This window comes from Thermococcus profundus, assembly GCF_002214585.1.
Lineage (GTDB): Archaea > Methanobacteriota_B > Thermococci > Thermococcales > Thermococcaceae > Thermococcus > Thermococcus profundus.
Map to the genome: position 1 here is coordinate 1,500,671 of NZ_CP014862.1, position 15,235 is coordinate 1,515,905.

General features: G+C 52.9%; 14 protein-coding genes and 1 tRNA gene. 8 read left to right on the forward strand and 7 right to left on the reverse strand.

The features are described 5' to 3' along the window. Positions 1–5: 5 nt before the first annotated feature. The 4 genes from A3L09_RS08110 to A3L09_RS11095 form a co-directional block, all read right to left on the reverse strand. A complete protein-coding gene (locus tag A3L09_RS08110; protein ID WP_088858468.1) occupies positions 6–827 on the reverse strand; it encodes a metal ABC transporter permease in 822 nt (273 codons plus the stop codon). Further along, on the reverse strand, positions 824–1,618 hold the full coding sequence (locus A3L09_RS08115) for a metal ABC transporter ATP-binding protein (protein ID WP_088858469.1): 795 nt from the start codon (positions 1,616–1,618) through the stop codon (positions 824–826). The genes A3L09_RS08110 and A3L09_RS08115 overlap by 4 nt, the downstream gene beginning before the upstream one ends. Before the next feature lie 59 nt (positions 1,619–1,677). Then, complete coding sequence (locus tag A3L09_RS08120) at positions 1,678–2,643, reverse strand: tetratricopeptide repeat protein (protein WP_088858470.1); 966 nt, start codon at positions 2,641–2,643, stop codon at positions 1,678–1,680. A gap of 71 nt (positions 2,644–2,714) precedes the next feature. Next, on the reverse strand, positions 2,715–5,702 hold the full coding sequence (locus A3L09_RS11095; RefSeq protein ID WP_088858471.1) for a PKD domain-containing protein: 2,988 nt from the start codon (positions 5,700–5,702) through the stop codon (positions 2,715–2,717). A gap of 207 nt (positions 5,703–5,909) precedes the next feature. Here A3L09_RS11095 and A3L09_RS08130 point away from each other — a divergent pair, with 207 nt between their 5' ends. From A3L09_RS08130 to pgiA, 5 genes are all read left to right on the forward strand, one after another. Further along, complete coding sequence (locus A3L09_RS08130) at positions 5,910–6,854, forward strand: ribonuclease Z (RefSeq protein ID WP_088858472.1); 945 nt, start codon at positions 5,910–5,912, stop codon at positions 6,852–6,854. Beyond that, on the forward strand, positions 6,851–7,579 hold the full coding sequence (locus tag A3L09_RS08135) for a TraB/GumN family protein (protein ID WP_088858473.1): 729 nt from the start codon (positions 6,851–6,853) through the stop codon (positions 7,577–7,579). The genes A3L09_RS08130 and A3L09_RS08135 overlap by 4 nt, the downstream gene beginning before the upstream one ends. A gap of 13 nt (positions 7,580–7,592) precedes the next feature. Next, positions 7,593–7,781 carry a KH domain-containing protein gene (locus A3L09_RS08140; RefSeq protein WP_088858474.1) on the forward strand — a complete coding sequence of 63 codons (189 nt, stop codon included), beginning with the start codon at positions 7,593–7,595 and terminating at the stop codon, positions 7,779–7,781. Next, on the forward strand, positions 7,778–8,341 hold the full coding sequence (locus tag A3L09_RS08145) for a site-2 protease family protein (RefSeq protein ID WP_088858475.1): 564 nt from the start codon (positions 7,778–7,780) through the stop codon (positions 8,339–8,341). The genes A3L09_RS08140 and A3L09_RS08145 overlap by 4 nt, the downstream gene beginning before the upstream one ends. Before the next feature lie 66 nt (positions 8,342–8,407). Continuing rightward, complete coding sequence (gene pgiA / locus A3L09_RS08150) at positions 8,408–8,977, forward strand: glucose-6-phosphate isomerase (RefSeq protein WP_088858476.1); 570 nt, start codon at positions 8,408–8,410, stop codon at positions 8,975–8,977. 41 nt (positions 8,978–9,018) lie between these two features. Here pgiA and A3L09_RS08155 read toward each other — a convergent pair whose 3' ends face one another. Beyond that, positions 9,019–9,600: a lysine exporter LysO family protein gene (locus tag A3L09_RS08155; RefSeq protein ID WP_232473510.1), complete on the reverse strand. Its 582-nt coding sequence runs from the start codon at positions 9,598–9,600 to the stop codon at positions 9,019–9,021. Continuing rightward, positions 9,597–9,860: a hypothetical protein gene (locus A3L09_RS08160; RefSeq protein WP_088858478.1), complete on the reverse strand. Its 264-nt coding sequence runs from the start codon at positions 9,858–9,860 to the stop codon at positions 9,597–9,599. Before A3L09_RS08160 ends, A3L09_RS08155 begins: the two co-directional genes overlap by 4 nt. A gap of 88 nt (positions 9,861–9,948) precedes the next feature. Here A3L09_RS08160 and A3L09_RS08165 point away from each other — a divergent pair, with 88 nt between their 5' ends. Then, positions 9,949–11,148 carry a pyridoxal phosphate-dependent aminotransferase gene (locus A3L09_RS08165; protein WP_088858479.1) on the forward strand — a complete coding sequence of 400 codons (1,200 nt, stop codon included), beginning with the start codon at positions 9,949–9,951 and terminating at the stop codon, positions 11,146–11,148. A gap of 697 nt (positions 11,149–11,845) precedes the next feature. Here the strand turns inward: A3L09_RS08165 and A3L09_RS08170 are convergent. Then, positions 11,846–11,923: transfer RNA gene (locus A3L09_RS08170), tRNA-Val, on the reverse strand. Positions 11,924–12,033: 110 nt separating this feature from the next. Here A3L09_RS08170 and A3L09_RS08175 point away from each other — a divergent pair. Then, a complete protein-coding gene (locus tag A3L09_RS08175) occupies positions 12,034–14,655 on the forward strand; it encodes a hypothetical protein (RefSeq protein WP_157727222.1) in 2,622 nt (873 codons plus the stop codon). A 48-nt stretch (positions 14,656–14,703) separates the two neighbouring features. Beyond that, positions 14,704–15,198, forward strand: coding sequence for an HIT family protein (locus A3L09_RS08180; RefSeq protein WP_088858481.1), 495 nt, complete (start codon positions 14,704–14,706; stop codon positions 15,196–15,198). Positions 15,199–15,235 lie beyond the last annotated feature (37 nt).

A 15,235-nucleotide genomic window follows, 5' to 3' on the forward strand; every position in this document is an offset into this window, starting at 1 on the left:
TGACATCACTTCCTAACAAGCAGTGCACCGTAGATGGCCCCCAGGAGTATCGTGGCTATTCCGCTCGGTGGTATGGCGGTGAAATAGGCCACGACAACGGAGGAAAGCTGAACGGTTAGGGTGACGAGAAGACTCGTGAGGACTATCCTCCTGAGATCCTCGCTCAGCATCACACCAATCGCTCCCGGGAGAACGGCAACGACCTGGAGCGTGACCAGTCCAACGCTCTGGACTATCAGAGACCCCATGAGGCCAACTAGAACGTAGAGGAGAACAAGGTAGAACCTTGACCTCCCGCCATAGCTCTCAACGCCCTCGATGTCGAAGCTTATGTAGAGAAAGTCGCGGTAGAATAGGAGAAGGACGAGAAGTATCAGAAAGCCGAAGCCCGTGAGGGCGAGGAGGTTCTCCCTGGTTATAAGGAAGAGCTCGCCGGTGAGGTAGGAAACGACGTTCTCCGTGAGGGGGAAGTATGGTCTATTCGCCATCACCTTGTAGAGGATTCCAAAGCCCAGGACAGTTAACCCGGCCACGAAGCTTGCCACTATCCCAACGGCGGAGTCAGAGGAAAAGCCGAAGCGCTCAAGCTCCGCTATGGTCAAAACGATCACGAGGGTCACGAGGGTGGCGACTATCATCACAAGGGAAAGGTTGCCGAGAACCAGCCCGAGGATCATCCCAAGAACAGCCCCGAAGAGGAGGGAGTGGAAGAGGGCATGGGTGAGAAATGCAAGGCCCTTCATGTTTATGATGGGACTGAGGAGCCCGAGAAGAACGCTGATCGTCACGCTAGCCAGGAGGGCCCTCACCATGAACTCCGGGATCATCTCCTCCTCCCCCCGTGCAGGTGAAGGTGGAAGTCACCGGTTATGCAATAGAGTTTATCCTCGACCTTTATAGCCCTCGCCATGGGCCCATAAACGCTCTTTATAATCTCGTCGGTGAGGGCCTCGTCAGGTTTTCCGAAGGCTATCATCCTGCGGTTTATCAGCATGATCTCGTCCCCTATCTCGAGGAGCGGGTTGATGTCGTGGGTGGTGATCACCATGGCTATGCTCCTCTTAACCTTTATCTCCCTCAGAACTGAGGCAACCTCGGCCCTGGCCGATGGATCGAGGGCAGAGAGGGGCTCGTCCAGCAGGAGAAGCTTTGGATCACTTATCAGGGCTCTAGCGAGAAGAACCCTCTGCTTCTGCCCCCCGCTGAGGTTTCTGAAAAGCTTATCCGCCACATCCTCAAGGCCCACGAACTCAAGAGCCCTAAACGCGCTCTTCCTCACGTCCTCGGGTATTTTCCTGTGGAGGATGCCCCTCTTGTAGAGGGCCCCCATAGCCACTACCTCTAGGGCAGTTAAGGGAACGCTTTCATTTAGAGAATGGCTCTGCGGGACGTAGGAGACAAGATCCCTCGCCTCGTGTGGAGGCTTCTCAAACACAAGGAGTTCACCGGAGTATTCCCGATGAAACCCAGCGATGGTTCTTAGAAGGGTCGTCTTTCCAGCGCCGTTCGGGCCGAGGAGGAGAAGGGTCTCGGAATTCCCCAGCTCGAAGGTTACATCCCGGAGGGCAACCCGTCCATTGTAATACACCGAAAGATCCCTAGCCCGAACGGCGGCCATAACCTCACCGGAGGACTTTAGGCCGCCCTACTTTATAAACTTAAGCAAAAAGAAAGGGATCAAAGCTCGGCCTCGCCGAGGAACTCGAGGAGATCGAGCAGTCTCCTGTCCTTGATCTTTCCAAGGATCTCGGAAACCTTTTCCTCCTCGATCTTGCCATCCTTGAAGAGTGCCAGATACTTGACGCCCTCGAAGAACTCCCTGAGGTTCGGGAAGGCTCTTGAGAACATGTCGGCGTTGTTGTATACTGTGTCAAAGCTGTCCTCCAGGAACAGCTGCCAGAGGACGTCGACAAGAGCATCGAAGGCAACGTCGTAGTACTCCGTTTCCCTGGCCCAGAGCATAGCGTAGAGGCACTCCTGAAGGGCCGCCTCGTAGTCGTCGTCTTCCTCGAATATCTCCTCAAAGCTGAGGTGGATCTCAGCCAGCAGTCTTTTATCGCCCAGCTCAACGGCCCTCGGGAGTATCTCCGCCAGCATGGCCTTGGCCTCGTAGGTTTCGCCCATCTCGAACCGTACGTAGGCCTTGTACACCCTAACGTGGAGGAGCTTGTCCTCCGCTCCAAGCTCTTCATAGGTCTTCTCGGCCTTTTCCAGGAGCTCATAGGCCTTATCGTAGTCCTGGAGCTCCTCAACTATGAGCGCCATGTTGTAGTATATCTCGGCAACGTTCTCGACGTTGCCCTTCGTCGTCTCCTCTTCAAGGAGGGACTGGTACATGGCGAGGCTCTTCTCAAGCTCCCCTATGAGGAAGTAAAGGTCTGCGAGGTGGAACTTGACCTCAAAGGTGTCTTCCTTCTCGGCGAGCTCCTCAAACTCGCTGATCTTGTCCACCTCAAGGAACTCGTGGTAGTAGTAGACGACCAGCTTGTACAGTTCGTAGTCCTTTTTCTCCAGGGCTAGCTCCTCTGCCTTTTTGAGGACTCCCTCAAGCTCCTCATCGCTCAGCTCGTCCACTTTGTAGTAGAGCAGACTGGCCACCTTTTTCGTGTCCTTCTCTTCCAAAGCCTTCAGAAGCTCTTCCATTTTCTTCACCAAGATAAGTACGTTGCTGGGGTTTTAATCTTTTTTTCTCCCGGCAAAAATAAAGGAAAAAGTCAGTGCTTTTTCAGAAGCGAGACTAAGACAAGGAGAATCAATATCCCTGGTCCGCAGATTCCGCCTTTTCCGCCGGTACTCGAGGGCTGGGAGGCGGTGCTTTGAGGCGTAGTGGTTGTTTTAGATTGTGTCGGGGAAGGGCTACTTGAGGTCGTAGTGGTGTGTGTTGGGCGCGTCGTCTGACTCGTCTGGGTTTCAGTCGGAGTGGGGGACAGAACCGTTAACGTGATCCTCTTCACGTCCTCTCCCCCTTTATCGTCCTTCACAGTCAGCGTTACCGTGTAGTTGCCGACTTCTGTGAAAACATGAACCGGCTCTGCATCGTTCGATGTCGAGCCGTCCCCAAAGTCCCAGCTCCAGCTCGTTATTTCCCCGTCCCTGTCGGTGGATTTATCGGCGAAGCTCACCTCTTCTCCTGCCTTCGGCTCCTTGGGCAGGAACGTGAAGTCCGCTGTGGGGAGGTAGTTCTTCGGCTCGACCTTTATCTCCTTCGTGTAGCTCCCTCTCAGCCCGCTCTCGTCCTCGACGGTGAGCATTACCGTGTAGGTTCCAGGAGCGGCGTAGGAATGGTTGGGGTTCCTCTCGTCCGAGAAGGTTCCGTCGCCGAAGTTCCAGCTCCACTTGGCCACGCTCCCGTCCGGGTCGCTTGAGCTGTCCATGAAGCTGACCTCGTCTCCGGCCGTTATCTCCGACGGTGAGTAGCTGAAGAGGGCGTTGGGCTTTTCGTTGTGCTGGACGTTTATTTTGGCGGTGCATGTTGCGTTCGCGCTCCACGGGTCGTAAACAGTCAGCGTTACCGTATGGAGTCCCTCTTCCTGATAGGTGTGCAAGACCTGAGAGGCGTTCCCCTCTCCTGTTATGCCGTCTCCGAAGTCTATCTCCCATCTCAAACTGCCGTTCTCCGGGTCGTTGAGGTTCAGGTTTAGGGTCGTACTGAGGGGTCTCTTTCCAGAGCTTGGTGTCGCCACTATTGAGCACTCAGGCGGCTTGTTTAACATCCTCAGTACGTCGAGGTTCAGCTTGAGAAAGCCGATGTTTATGAAAATCGGGCTCTGGTTCCTCTGTTCGTAGTATTTCCCCTTGCTCGGCACGTAAAAGTCCAGAACGAGATGCCCGTCCTCGCTGTCCCTGTAGATGACCCCTGTGGCGTTGTACCACTTGTCCCTGTCGTCTATCCTCCCATCGTAGGCCACCAGGATGGAGGTCTCGTTTGAGAACTTCATTTCGTGGGTCGTCAGCTTCTCGTAGCCGTAGTCGCCCTGGATTGAGCCCTCGAACCCCGTGAGAACCTTGCTCCCCAGCGTGCCTTTGAAGGAGAGTGAGAGTCCAAGGGAGAACGTGTTGGCATCCTTTTCCCAGTGGAGTTGCTTCATGTACTGCTCGTAGGAGCTCTGGACGTTGCTCGCCTCTATGGTGAAGACTCCGAGGACTCTGCTTGCGTCGTAGTTCTTGAGTTCTGTTATCTTGCTTGGATATGTGTTGATGTCGCCTATTTCGTGGAGATCCGAGTCGTAGGATGTGAAGTGAGCATTGGGGGGTCCCTTGGGGACCGACACGAGGATATACTGCTGTTTGCCGTTTACGACTGCAAGCTCCGGCGGCCAGATTATGGGGAACTCGTAGACGTCGTAGTCCGTGCTCACGTAAATGGCCCCATCAGCCATGTCCGCGCGCATCTTGTATGTTACTGCGGTTTCGTAGCTCTTGCCGGTCTCGCTCTGACGTTTCTGGCCGATCATGCTCTTCAGGCCAAGCTCGTACTTGACGAGCCCAGGTATGTTCTGCACGAACGTGAGCTCCGCGGTCAGCTTCATGTCCGTGGTGGCTTTTATTGAAGCGCTGGTCATCTGGGTCTGCTTACTCGTGTACGCTGAGTAAAATGTCCCGCTCTCGTTTATGACGTCATAGTCAACGGGCGGGGCGTTTATTACCGCTATGACCTTGTTCACGACGTGGAGGACGGCTTTGTTGGGAGGGCCCACAACTATGGAGTCTCCGTTCACATCCGCAACTGCTATGCCCGCACCGTAGGTGAACTCCGTCTGAAGTCCATCGGGGCCGTTCAGCAGGTCTCCCACCATGTTGTAGACCTTGACCCTGCCATTGTACTGAGAGGCCCACACTATCTCGTCAACGCCGTCGGTGTTCACATCACCAACCGCTATTCTGTCGCCCTTGTAAAACAGTATTGTAAATACTCCTATCTCGTTCCCCTTGAACTGTGCACCGTCCTTCTCGAGCTTGAATATATGGATCCCCCTCTTCTTGGTGTCCTGTGTGGCTATGACTATCTCATCGAGGCCATCCATATCGACGTCGCCGATAGCCATCTCGTCCCTCTCATGAATGTCAAAGGAGTCCACCTCAATCGTTCCAAGGGAGTTTCCGTTGACGTCGTACACCGATAGGGTGTCCTCGCTTGCATCGGCGTGGACGATTTCGTCAATCCCATCTCCGTCGAAGTCTCCCGCGCCTATGGCATCGCCATCCTTAAAGTCATCAACCTTGAACTGGTTCACCAGGTTGAAGTTCTCGTCGAAGATGTGTATCCAGTTGTTCCTGTCGGCGTGGATTATCTCAGCCTTCCCATCCCCATCAAGATCTCCGCAGGCCAAATCGTCGCCGGCCTCGAAGTTAACATCGTGCTTTCCTAGTTCGTTCCCGTACATGTCGTAGATGTAGATCTTGTCGGTGCTCCTGTCGCCCTGGATTATCTCGGCCCTTCCGTCGTCGTTCACGTCACAAGCAACCATCTCGTCCCATTTCTCGTAGCCCGTGTGGAACTTCCCGATCACTCCCCCGCTCCCGTTCTCGTACATCCAGAAGTAGTCCCCGCGATCCCCTATGATGATGTCTCCGTCCTCGATGACCCTACCTCCAATCCCGTCGATGAGGTTTGCGTCCTGAGCCGTAACCACTCTGGAAGAAGCGGCAAGGGAAATCGCCACAATGAAAAGGAAAGACAGCGTTAAGAGCTTCTTCACCATACAACCAACCCCCTTCCAGTGAAGTTTACGGGTTGCAGAACAGAAAACCACGGCAAACCTACGTAAACTCAATAGTTGTTACACTTCAAAATATAAAACCCTTTTCCCGATTTTTATTTACTTTATTGGAACATAACACGAGAGATTTTCGAAAAAACCCAAGAGGGGGAGGGGAGCATTTTTAAGTCCAGGCTGAAACCCCCTAACATGCTTGAAGTCTTCTTCCTCGGCACCGGTGGAATAATGCCAACGCGCGAAAGGAACGTGCCAGCGATAGCCCTCCGCTATAAGGGGGAGATAATCCTCTTCGATGCAGGGGAGGGCACGATAAGGCAGATGAACACGGCAAAGCTCAGCCCGATGAAGGTGGAGAAGATCTTCATCACGCACTTTCACGGCGACCACTACCTCGGTTTGGGGGGGCTTATTCAAACAATGAACCTCTGGAACAGGGAAAAGCCGCTCCACATCTACGGGCCGAAGTACACCTTTGAATTCGTTCAGAACTTCCTGAACAGCGGCTTCTTCAGGCCGGGATTCGATATCCACGTCCATGAGCTTGGGGAGACGAGGCTGAAGTTTGGGGGCTATGAAGTGTGGTCATTCAAGGTTGAGCACGGGGTTCCAGCCCTTGGCTACGTCTTCAAGGAGAAGGACAGGAGGGGAGAGTTCCTGAAGGAAAAGCTGGAGGAGTACGGTCTTGAGGAAGGGCCGGTACTTGGGAAGCTTGAGAGAGAAGGTAAAATCGAGTGGAACGGCAAGATAATCCGGCTTGAGGACGTTACGGGCCCAAGGAGAAAGGGCTTAAAAATAGCCTACACCGGCGACACCGAGCCGTGCGAGAGGGTGAAGCTCTTCGCTGAGAGGGCCGATCTTCTCATTCACGAGGCGACTTACCTGAATCCTGAGGACAGGGGAGAGAGCTACCACTCGACGGTTGAGGAAGCCTGTGATACGGCGAGAAGGGCTAAGGTAAAGTTCCTGGCGCTCTTCCACAGGGCCTTCCGCTACGGCTACGACGAGTACGCGGCGGAGGCCTCAAAAATATGTGAGAGCCTTGGTGTGAACTTCGTGATCCCGAGGGACTTCGACGTTATAACATTTAAATCTGGCTCGTTGGCGATTAGAAACCTTCTGGAGGATGGAAAATGAGCTACCTGCGCTACGTTAAGGTCATTGGAACCATGCACGTCTCGCCGAGGAGCCGGGAGGAGGTAACCCGCGAGATAGAGAGGGAGAAGCCAGCGGCGGTGGCAGTTGAACTCGACATACCCAGGTTCCAGGGGCTCCAGATGGGAAAAAAGGCAGAACTGCGGGAGAGCCTGAGGCTTGGAAGGGCAGGACTGGTGAGCTACCTCCTGACGAAGCTCGAGGAAAAGCTCGGGGAGGAGTTCGGAATGGCCCCTGGCGGCGAGATGCTCGGGGCCATAGAGACCGCAGGAAGGCTGGGGATACCGGTACTGCTGATAGACGAAGACATAAGGGTTATCATGGGAAAGATACTCCAGGCTCCGCTCAGAGAAAAACTCTTCCTTATCCTGGAAGGCTCGCTGGTTTTTCTGCCCGGAATGGGGGAGGAAGTTGGGGAGAAGGACATGCTCTCAGCTTACAGGGACATGATGAGGGAGTTCAAGGTAAGGTACCCCTACCTCTTCCGCGTTCTCGTCGAGGAAAGGAACGAGATAATGGCCCTGAACCTGAAGAGGGCCGTTGATGATCTCCTCGCCAGGGGCGTAAAGAGGCCCAGGATAATAGCGGTAGTCGGAATGGGTCACAAGGAGGGGATCGAACGCATACTTAACTCGTGGAAGCCAGAAAGACGGTCTATTTATCCAGGAGGGTTGGGCAACCTTTATAACCCCAGAGCGGCTATTTGAAAGGGGAGCAGCCATGACAGAGGTTTTGGAAAGGCTCAGGAAGATGCTGAACGTGGAGATCCTCGAGGTTGAATACGAGGGCGACAAAATCATAGTTTACGTCCCGGAGGACCAGGTTAGAATCGCAGTGGGCACTGGAGGGGCGGCAGTGAGGGCGGCCGAGCTCGTGCTCGGCAAGAAGATTGAGGTGAGAGCTAGATGAATCCCCGCGAGGTCGAGGATCTTGCCGTATCTTTTTTCGTGCTTCTCCTCCTGTTCGCCGATTTCAACCTCAAAAACGTCCCCTACATATCCCTAGCGCTCATAACTGCCTTCATCTTCCATGAACTCGCCCACAGGTGGACAGCCGAGCGCTACGGATACAGGGCGTTCTATCGAAGGTGGGACACTGGCATCGTCCTTGCCTTGGCCATCGGGATCGCCAGCAAAGCCCTCACCGGAACCACGTGGATATTCGCCGCCGTCGGCGCTGTTCAAATATACGCCCCATACATGCTCGCAGATAGAGAAGCCTTCGGAAAGATAGCCCTGGCAGGCCCGGCATCGAACATGGTAATCGGAATTATTTCGCTGGTCCTGATCCAGATAACCTCTGGAGGCCTGCAAACTGCCCTGGCGATAACGGCCTTCCTCAACTTCTGGCTGGCGTTCTTCAACCTCTGGCCGGTACCTCCCCTCGACGGATGGAAGGTCCTGAGGTGGAACGCCGGCTACTGGGCAGTGGCCGTTGGGGTGGCGTACTCCCTGAACCTCCTTGTGTAACACTCTCGGTGATACAGAAGCGAAAGGTTAAATAGCCCTTCCCCCATTTCTAAAACGGTGATGCTGATGGAGTACAAGCTTCCGATTGGGGTTAACATAGACCTTGAGACCGGCGTTATTCCCGGCGCCAAAAAACTTGTGAGGAGGCTCAGCAACCTTAAGGGCTACTTCCAGGACGAAGACGCTTACAACGAGCTCCTCAAAGAGGATCCAGTTGTCTACGAGGTCTACGCGGTTGAGCAGGAGGAGAAGGACGGCGACCTCAACTTCGCCACGACCGTTCTCTACCCTGGAAAGGTTGGAAAGGAGTTCTTCTTCACCAAGGGACACTTCCACGCGAAGGCCGACAGGGCCGAAATCTACTATGGAATCAAAGGGAAGGGCGGAATGCTCCTCCAGACGCCCGAAGGAAAGGCCGAGTGGATACCGATGGGACCCGGAACCGTAGTCTACGTGCCGCCCTACTGGGCCCACAGAACCGTTAACACCAGCGACGAGCCCTTCATATTCCTGGCGATTTATCCCGCTGATGCAGGCCACGACTACGGCTCGATAGCCGAGAAGGGCTTCTCCAAGCTGGTCATCGAGGAAAACGGGGAAGTCAAGGTTATCGACAACCCGCGCTGGAAGGAGTGATTTTTTTACTTTCTTTCCTCCTTCGTGACTGTTCTTTTCCTTCAAAGTCCTAGAATTATTGGGAGAATAAACGGCACCAGCACGGTCAGGATGAATCCGTGGATGAAAGCCGTCAGCGCCACATCCCTACCGCCCGCTTTTGTGATGAGTCCCAGCGTAGTGTCCATCGTCGTTGCCCCGCCGATCGAAACGGCCGCCTCCTTTGGTATGTGCCGTATCAGGAGGGGATAGAGCACCACGGTGAGAAGCTCGCGCAGGATGTTGGCCAGGAATCCAAGTGCCCCGTAGAACGCGGAGTAGCGCGCTATTACCGGCCCCGTGAGAGAGTACCACCCGCAGCCTGCCCCAACGGCGATGGAATACTTCAGGGAGAGCCCCATAACGACAGCCCCCAGAGCCGCCCCGGCGATCGAACCGATGAGAGTGGAGAAAGGAAGCATCAGTGCTTTTTTCGGTATCCTCCCAGTTCCCTCACTAACGCTTCCTCCGATGTCAACGCCTATCAGGAATATTAGAAGGTAGAGAGCGATCTCGTAACCTCTTCCGATATTCGGGTGAAACAGAAAACCGACGGCAATACCCAGGAGAAGAGCCGAGAAAACCAGGATACTGAATTTGCTCACTTCTCCCACCCCCATAGGAGGATCGCGAGGATGAGGCTCCCAGCGGAGGTCAGTATGGCAAAGACCGTGGACACGATGGTCACGTCGCCCACATCTATCCCCGTCTCCGCGAAGTTCACCCCCATCAGGAATACAAGGAGGAGAACGCTGATGGAGATGGAAAGTTCGAGGGCTTTTCGGCCAGGTCTACCGATTAAATGGACCTTCTGAAGGAGATATCCCAGACCAAGCCCAACGATGAGGGGGATCAGAACGTTCATGGGAGGAGGTTCAAAGGCGCTTTAATAAGCCTTTTCCCGGACGGAAGGTTTTTAGGATGAAACTTTCAGCATTCGAACGGTGATTGATATGATAACTCCGTCGAAAAAAGCAATGGGAATCGAGTACGCCATCAGGGACGTTATTCTCCCCGCGAGGGAGCTTGAGAAGAAAGGTGTTGACGTCATCAGGCTCAACATCGGCGATCCCGGAAAGTACGATTTCCAGCCGCCGGAGCACATGCAGGAAGCCTACTGTCGTGCGATAAAGGAGGGACACAACTACTACGGGCCAAGCGAGGGTCTGCCCGAGCTTAGGGAGGCAATAGTGCAGCGCGAGAAGAGGAAGAACGGCGTGGACATCACTGCGGACGATGTGAGGGTTACCGCTGCCGTTACAGAGGCCCTACAGTTCGTCTTTGGGGGACTTCTCGATCCCGGCGACAACATACTGGTTCCCAGCCCGAGTTATCCGCCCTACGTAGGTTTGGTTAAGTTCTACGGTGCCGAGCCCAGGGAGTACATGACCGTCGAGGAGAACGGCTGGCAGCCGGACATAGACGATATGAGAAAGCTCATAGACGAGAGAACTAAGGGAATAGCCATTATAAATCCCAACAACCCGACGGGGGCGCTCTACGAGAAGAAGACGGTTAAAGCCGTCCTGGATCTGGCCGGTGAGTACGACCTTCCCGTGATCAGCGACGAGATTTATGACCTCATGACCTACGAGGGCAAGCACGTATCTCCCGGCTCGCTCACCAAGGACGTTCCGGTTATCGTCATGAACGGCCTCTCCAAGGTTTACTTCGCCACCGGCTGGCGTTTGGGATACCTCTACTACGTAGACCCTGAGGGCAAGCTCGCCGAAGTCAGGGAGGCAATAGACAAGCTCGCCAGGATAAGGGTCTGCCCGAACACCCCAGCTCAGTTCGCGGCGATAGCAGGCCTCAACGGTCCGATGGACTACCTTGAGAGGTACATGGCGAAGCTCAAGGAGAGGAGGGACTACATCTACAAGCGCGTGCAGGAGATACCGGGGATAAGTGCCCAGAAGCCGCAGGGAGCTTTCTATGTCTTCCCGCGCATAGATGAACGCTCCAAGTGGAAGAACGACTTCGACTTCGTCATGGACGTCCTCCACGAGGCCCACGTTCTCTTCGTCCACGGCTCCGGATTCGGCAGGGCGGGCGACTGGCACTTCCGCATTGTCTTCCTCCCGCCGGTGGAGATCCTTGAGAAGGCGATGGACAGGTTCGAAGCATTCATGAAGAAGAGGCTCGCGGAGTGAGCTTTTCTATTTTACTCATTTTGACCCTCTTAATCCCAGCAATTGTCCTTGGTTCTAACATTGATACAAAAGAACAACTTTCCGCCAGCGCTGAAACTTTGCAAGCAAAGTTTCATCAAAGTTCGCGGTTCTTGTCAAAAGTGTCGTTTTCAGAGGATTTTCTTCGAGAAACTTGCTACCGGATTGGAATTCCAGTTTTTAACGGGCTTGTTTTCTGTGAGTTTGCTTTTAATCGACGCCCGAAGGGCGTCAAAGTGAGAAAACTCCTTTTCAACAGTTCAAAACTCGAGGAATTCGCTAATGATAGCTCGTGTACTTGAAAATCCTCGTAGAAGGGCAACCTTAAAAGGAACCACGAACCTTGATCAAACTCAACGGGACTATCGTCCCGTGCGTTGAAGCTTTGCTTCAACGTCGCGCAGGAAGCTTTTAGGAAAAGCTTAACCAAAAGTGCTCCCTTCTCTTTGGACTTGCTCCTCCGTTAGTGTATGCCCGCTCAAAAGGCAACTTTGTGCGGGTTTAACCTCAAAATATCACACTACTTTTGATTTCAAACTTTCTTTTTAGCGCTCGAAGAGCGCTATACTGTGAAGAAATCCTGTAAATCTGGCAACTCGATAAGCAAACCCACTCAAGAGCTAGCTCGCTAAAAACGCATACTCTTTTCCGCCAGCGCTTGCGCAAGCAAGGGCTGTAATGGTGGGCCCGCGGGGATTCGAACCCCGGACCTCCGCCGTGTGAGGGCGGCGTCATAACCAGTCTAGACCACGGGCCCGTCCCGTCTAAGAAAACTGGGAGCGAGTTATAAATCTTTCGATTTGACTTTTTGAAGTTGTTATCTAAATCTTTATAAGTTGTGAATATGGAATAATCCCGGGTGATACCATGAACAAATGGAAAGTGTTGCTAATTATAACTCTAATCCTAAGTATAGTGGCGAACGCTCCAGGAACTCAAGCGGCAACATTTCCAAAATCCGCTTTGGTGTTCTCTCAGTATCACAGTATAGCATGGGCCGGCGAATTATATGGCCACCCTGCCTTCGCGGCGTGGGGAGATTACGGTACGGCAGTGGTTATCCTCAATGAAGATGGAAAGCTCTACAAAGCATTCTTCCTTCCAGGATTCAACGCTCAGAGTGGAAGCAAGCTCGGGGATAACTTGATCCTCTCCAGCGGGAAAAAACTGGTTGAGATAAATCCTGAAGGAAAAATTGTCAACTCCTTGGAAACAGGCGAGGGGGAGTTTTTATATGGCATAACCAGCTCCAAAAACTCACTGTACGTATGCCTCAACACGGACCCCTTAAAGATAGCAAAACTCGAGGAAAACCTGAAGGTCGAATGGGCAATTTCCATAAATGTATCCTTCGGTCCAATCGTTTCTCTCAGCAAGAGGGTACTCCTAAGCCCAACCTCAAACGGAGTTTACGTGGCTGGAACCCTAGCCGGAAAAGAGGGCAGTTGGATTGCCTTCATCTCAGAAAAGGGAGAAGTAAAGTGGGTCAAGATCATCCCGGGCTTCAGAGCAACCGCCGTCACCCCCACAGGTAAAGGGCTCCTGGTTGGAGGCATTGGACATTCCGAGGAGAAAATAAAATACACACCCCTCTTAACGCCCTTGTTTGGAACCACTCTACCCGATTACCAGCCAAAAATTCTGGAACTGTCGTACTCAGATGGAGAGCTAATATCGAGCAGGGAACTTACAATGATTTCAGCAATGGACTTGAGGGAAGAGATGGAGTCCAAAATGCTGGAGGAGCTAAGTATATGGGATAGAACCCAAGGAGAGAGGATCAAAGAACAGCAGGGAGAAGAAGAGTACAAAAGAGTCAAAGAACAAGTGATGGAGGAGTTAAAGAGAAAGTACGGACTGGACAGAAAGGGGCCCATACCAGGAACTTTTAATCCAGTTCTTATCCCCGTGGATATGATTCCAGAAGACGGGAAAACTTACATCCTCGGCAAGTCCCTAGTTGGAAACTTTGAGGGGCATGCGTTCTCAGACTACTTAATAAAGCTTGATGAAAAGAGCAGTGTGATCACGGGAACTGCTTTCTGGAGAAGTCTGGGTGTGGGAGGTCACGTAATAAAACAGGGGGATTCTCTGTTCGTGGTAGGAATCGATTCTGGCTTCCCGATCGTTTACAAACTCTCAAAGGACCTCCAGGTGGAATGGTCACACATGTATTTCCCAAGATGGATAACGGACGTAATAACTGGCAACAAGATACAGTGGGTCATTCTATCAAGCTATTATCCTCAGAGCGGCTACATCCTATCCTATTCCAACGGCACGCTCCGGGAGATCTTCCGTCTCCCCTCCTCAGCGGAACAAGTAGCATCTAACGGAAAAGAGCTTTATATCTCCAATTACAACGGCGACTCAGTGATCGTCCTCCCAAGTAACGAGTCCTACCAGTTGCCAAACGAGGACAATTCCCCTCCGAATCCCCTAATGAAACCAAAGAGTTTCCTCGTCCCCCTTGAAAACGGCGTTCTTGTGAAGCCACGGACGTCCCGCTACCTGTACTATGTATCCCCCGATGGATCTGGATACAGGATCAACTATCCTAAAGTGGAAGGGGGAGGCTACAACGCAGGAAAAACAGTAATCTGGGACGACTCCAGGGTGGTTTTCGTTTCTCCCGAAGGGGACAAAATCAAGGCCACAGAGAGCATAAAGCCCGTGAACGGGAAAATCCTTCAGGTTATCCCATACGAAGATGGCCTCTATGTTCTGCTGGGGAATTCTCCCTCGACCTGCCTGATCAACGTGGGTCCTGACGGCAAAACAAGGTGGGGCTGGAAAATTACGGGGGGGATCTTCCCAGTGGGAAATCTAAAAATGTACCCCCCAGTCGACGGAAAGTTGGTACTGAAGTATGAGTCAGAAGAGAACACGACCCTCATGGTGTTCTCTCCCGACGGAAGCTACCTAGGTAGCATCGAAGTTCCAAGGTGGAAGATGCACGATCCGAGGGTTATCTCAATAAACGGGAGCAGGATAACAGTTTTCTCACATGCCGCGCTCTCCGGGTTCAGAGAGCTAAAGCTGGAGATCCGCGCCAGAAACATGCCCTCAGGGAGCTGCAACAACGTGCCTTGGATCAAGGTAGCACCTCCGGCTGTTGACCAGGTGAAAATCACCTATCAGAGAACGGCAAGCAACGTCAGCAAAGTCGATTCAATTGAGAAACTCTACGTTTTCGATACCTCAGAGGTAGCGAAACTAGAGCAGGTTAAGAAGATTCAGGACATCAAAGGCATAGAATACGATAACGCCACTTACATCCTCATGAACGAGTGGAAGCCGGTGGTTACCAACGAGAAACCAGTAATCCAGAAGACTGAGGTAAAGCTACTCCCCACGGAAGCCGTCGAGATAACAACGGTCTATACAAGGCCAGAAGAGAAATCATCCAACAAAAGCAAAGGTGACATTTGCGGTCCAGGGGCGGTAGTGCTTCTTGCCACGGCAGTCCTCATTCTAAAGCGTCGCTGAGGCGAAACTTTTTAACCTTCTTTTTTACCCTTTCCTGGAGGTGAGAGATTGAAGACCCTATGGGCGCCCTGGAGGATAGAGTACATACGCTCACCGAAGCATGAAGGATGTATATTCTGCGACTTCCCGAAGGAAAACCGGGATAAGGAGAGGCTCATCCTCTACAGGGGAAAATATTCTTTCGTGATAATGAACAACTACCCATACAACCCAGGCCACGTCATGATAGCCCCGTACAGGCACGTTGGAAAGTGGGAGGATCTAACCGACGATGAGCTCCTCGAGATTATGAAGCTCTCACAGCTTATGATAAAGGCCATAAAGAAAGCTATGAACCCCGACGGCTTCAACCTTGGTGTGAACCTCGGCAGGGTTGCCGGGGCCGGAATAGACGATCACGTTCACCTCCACATAGTCCCCCGCTGGAACGGAGACACGAACTTTATGCCGGTGGTAGCCGACACCAAGGTCATCCCCGAGTCCCTCCAGGAGGCCTACGACGAGCTCAAAAAAGCTATAGAGACAGTTCTGAAGGAGGAATAGTCCTTCTGGATTTTTTCTGTCCCCTCCTATCCCCTCC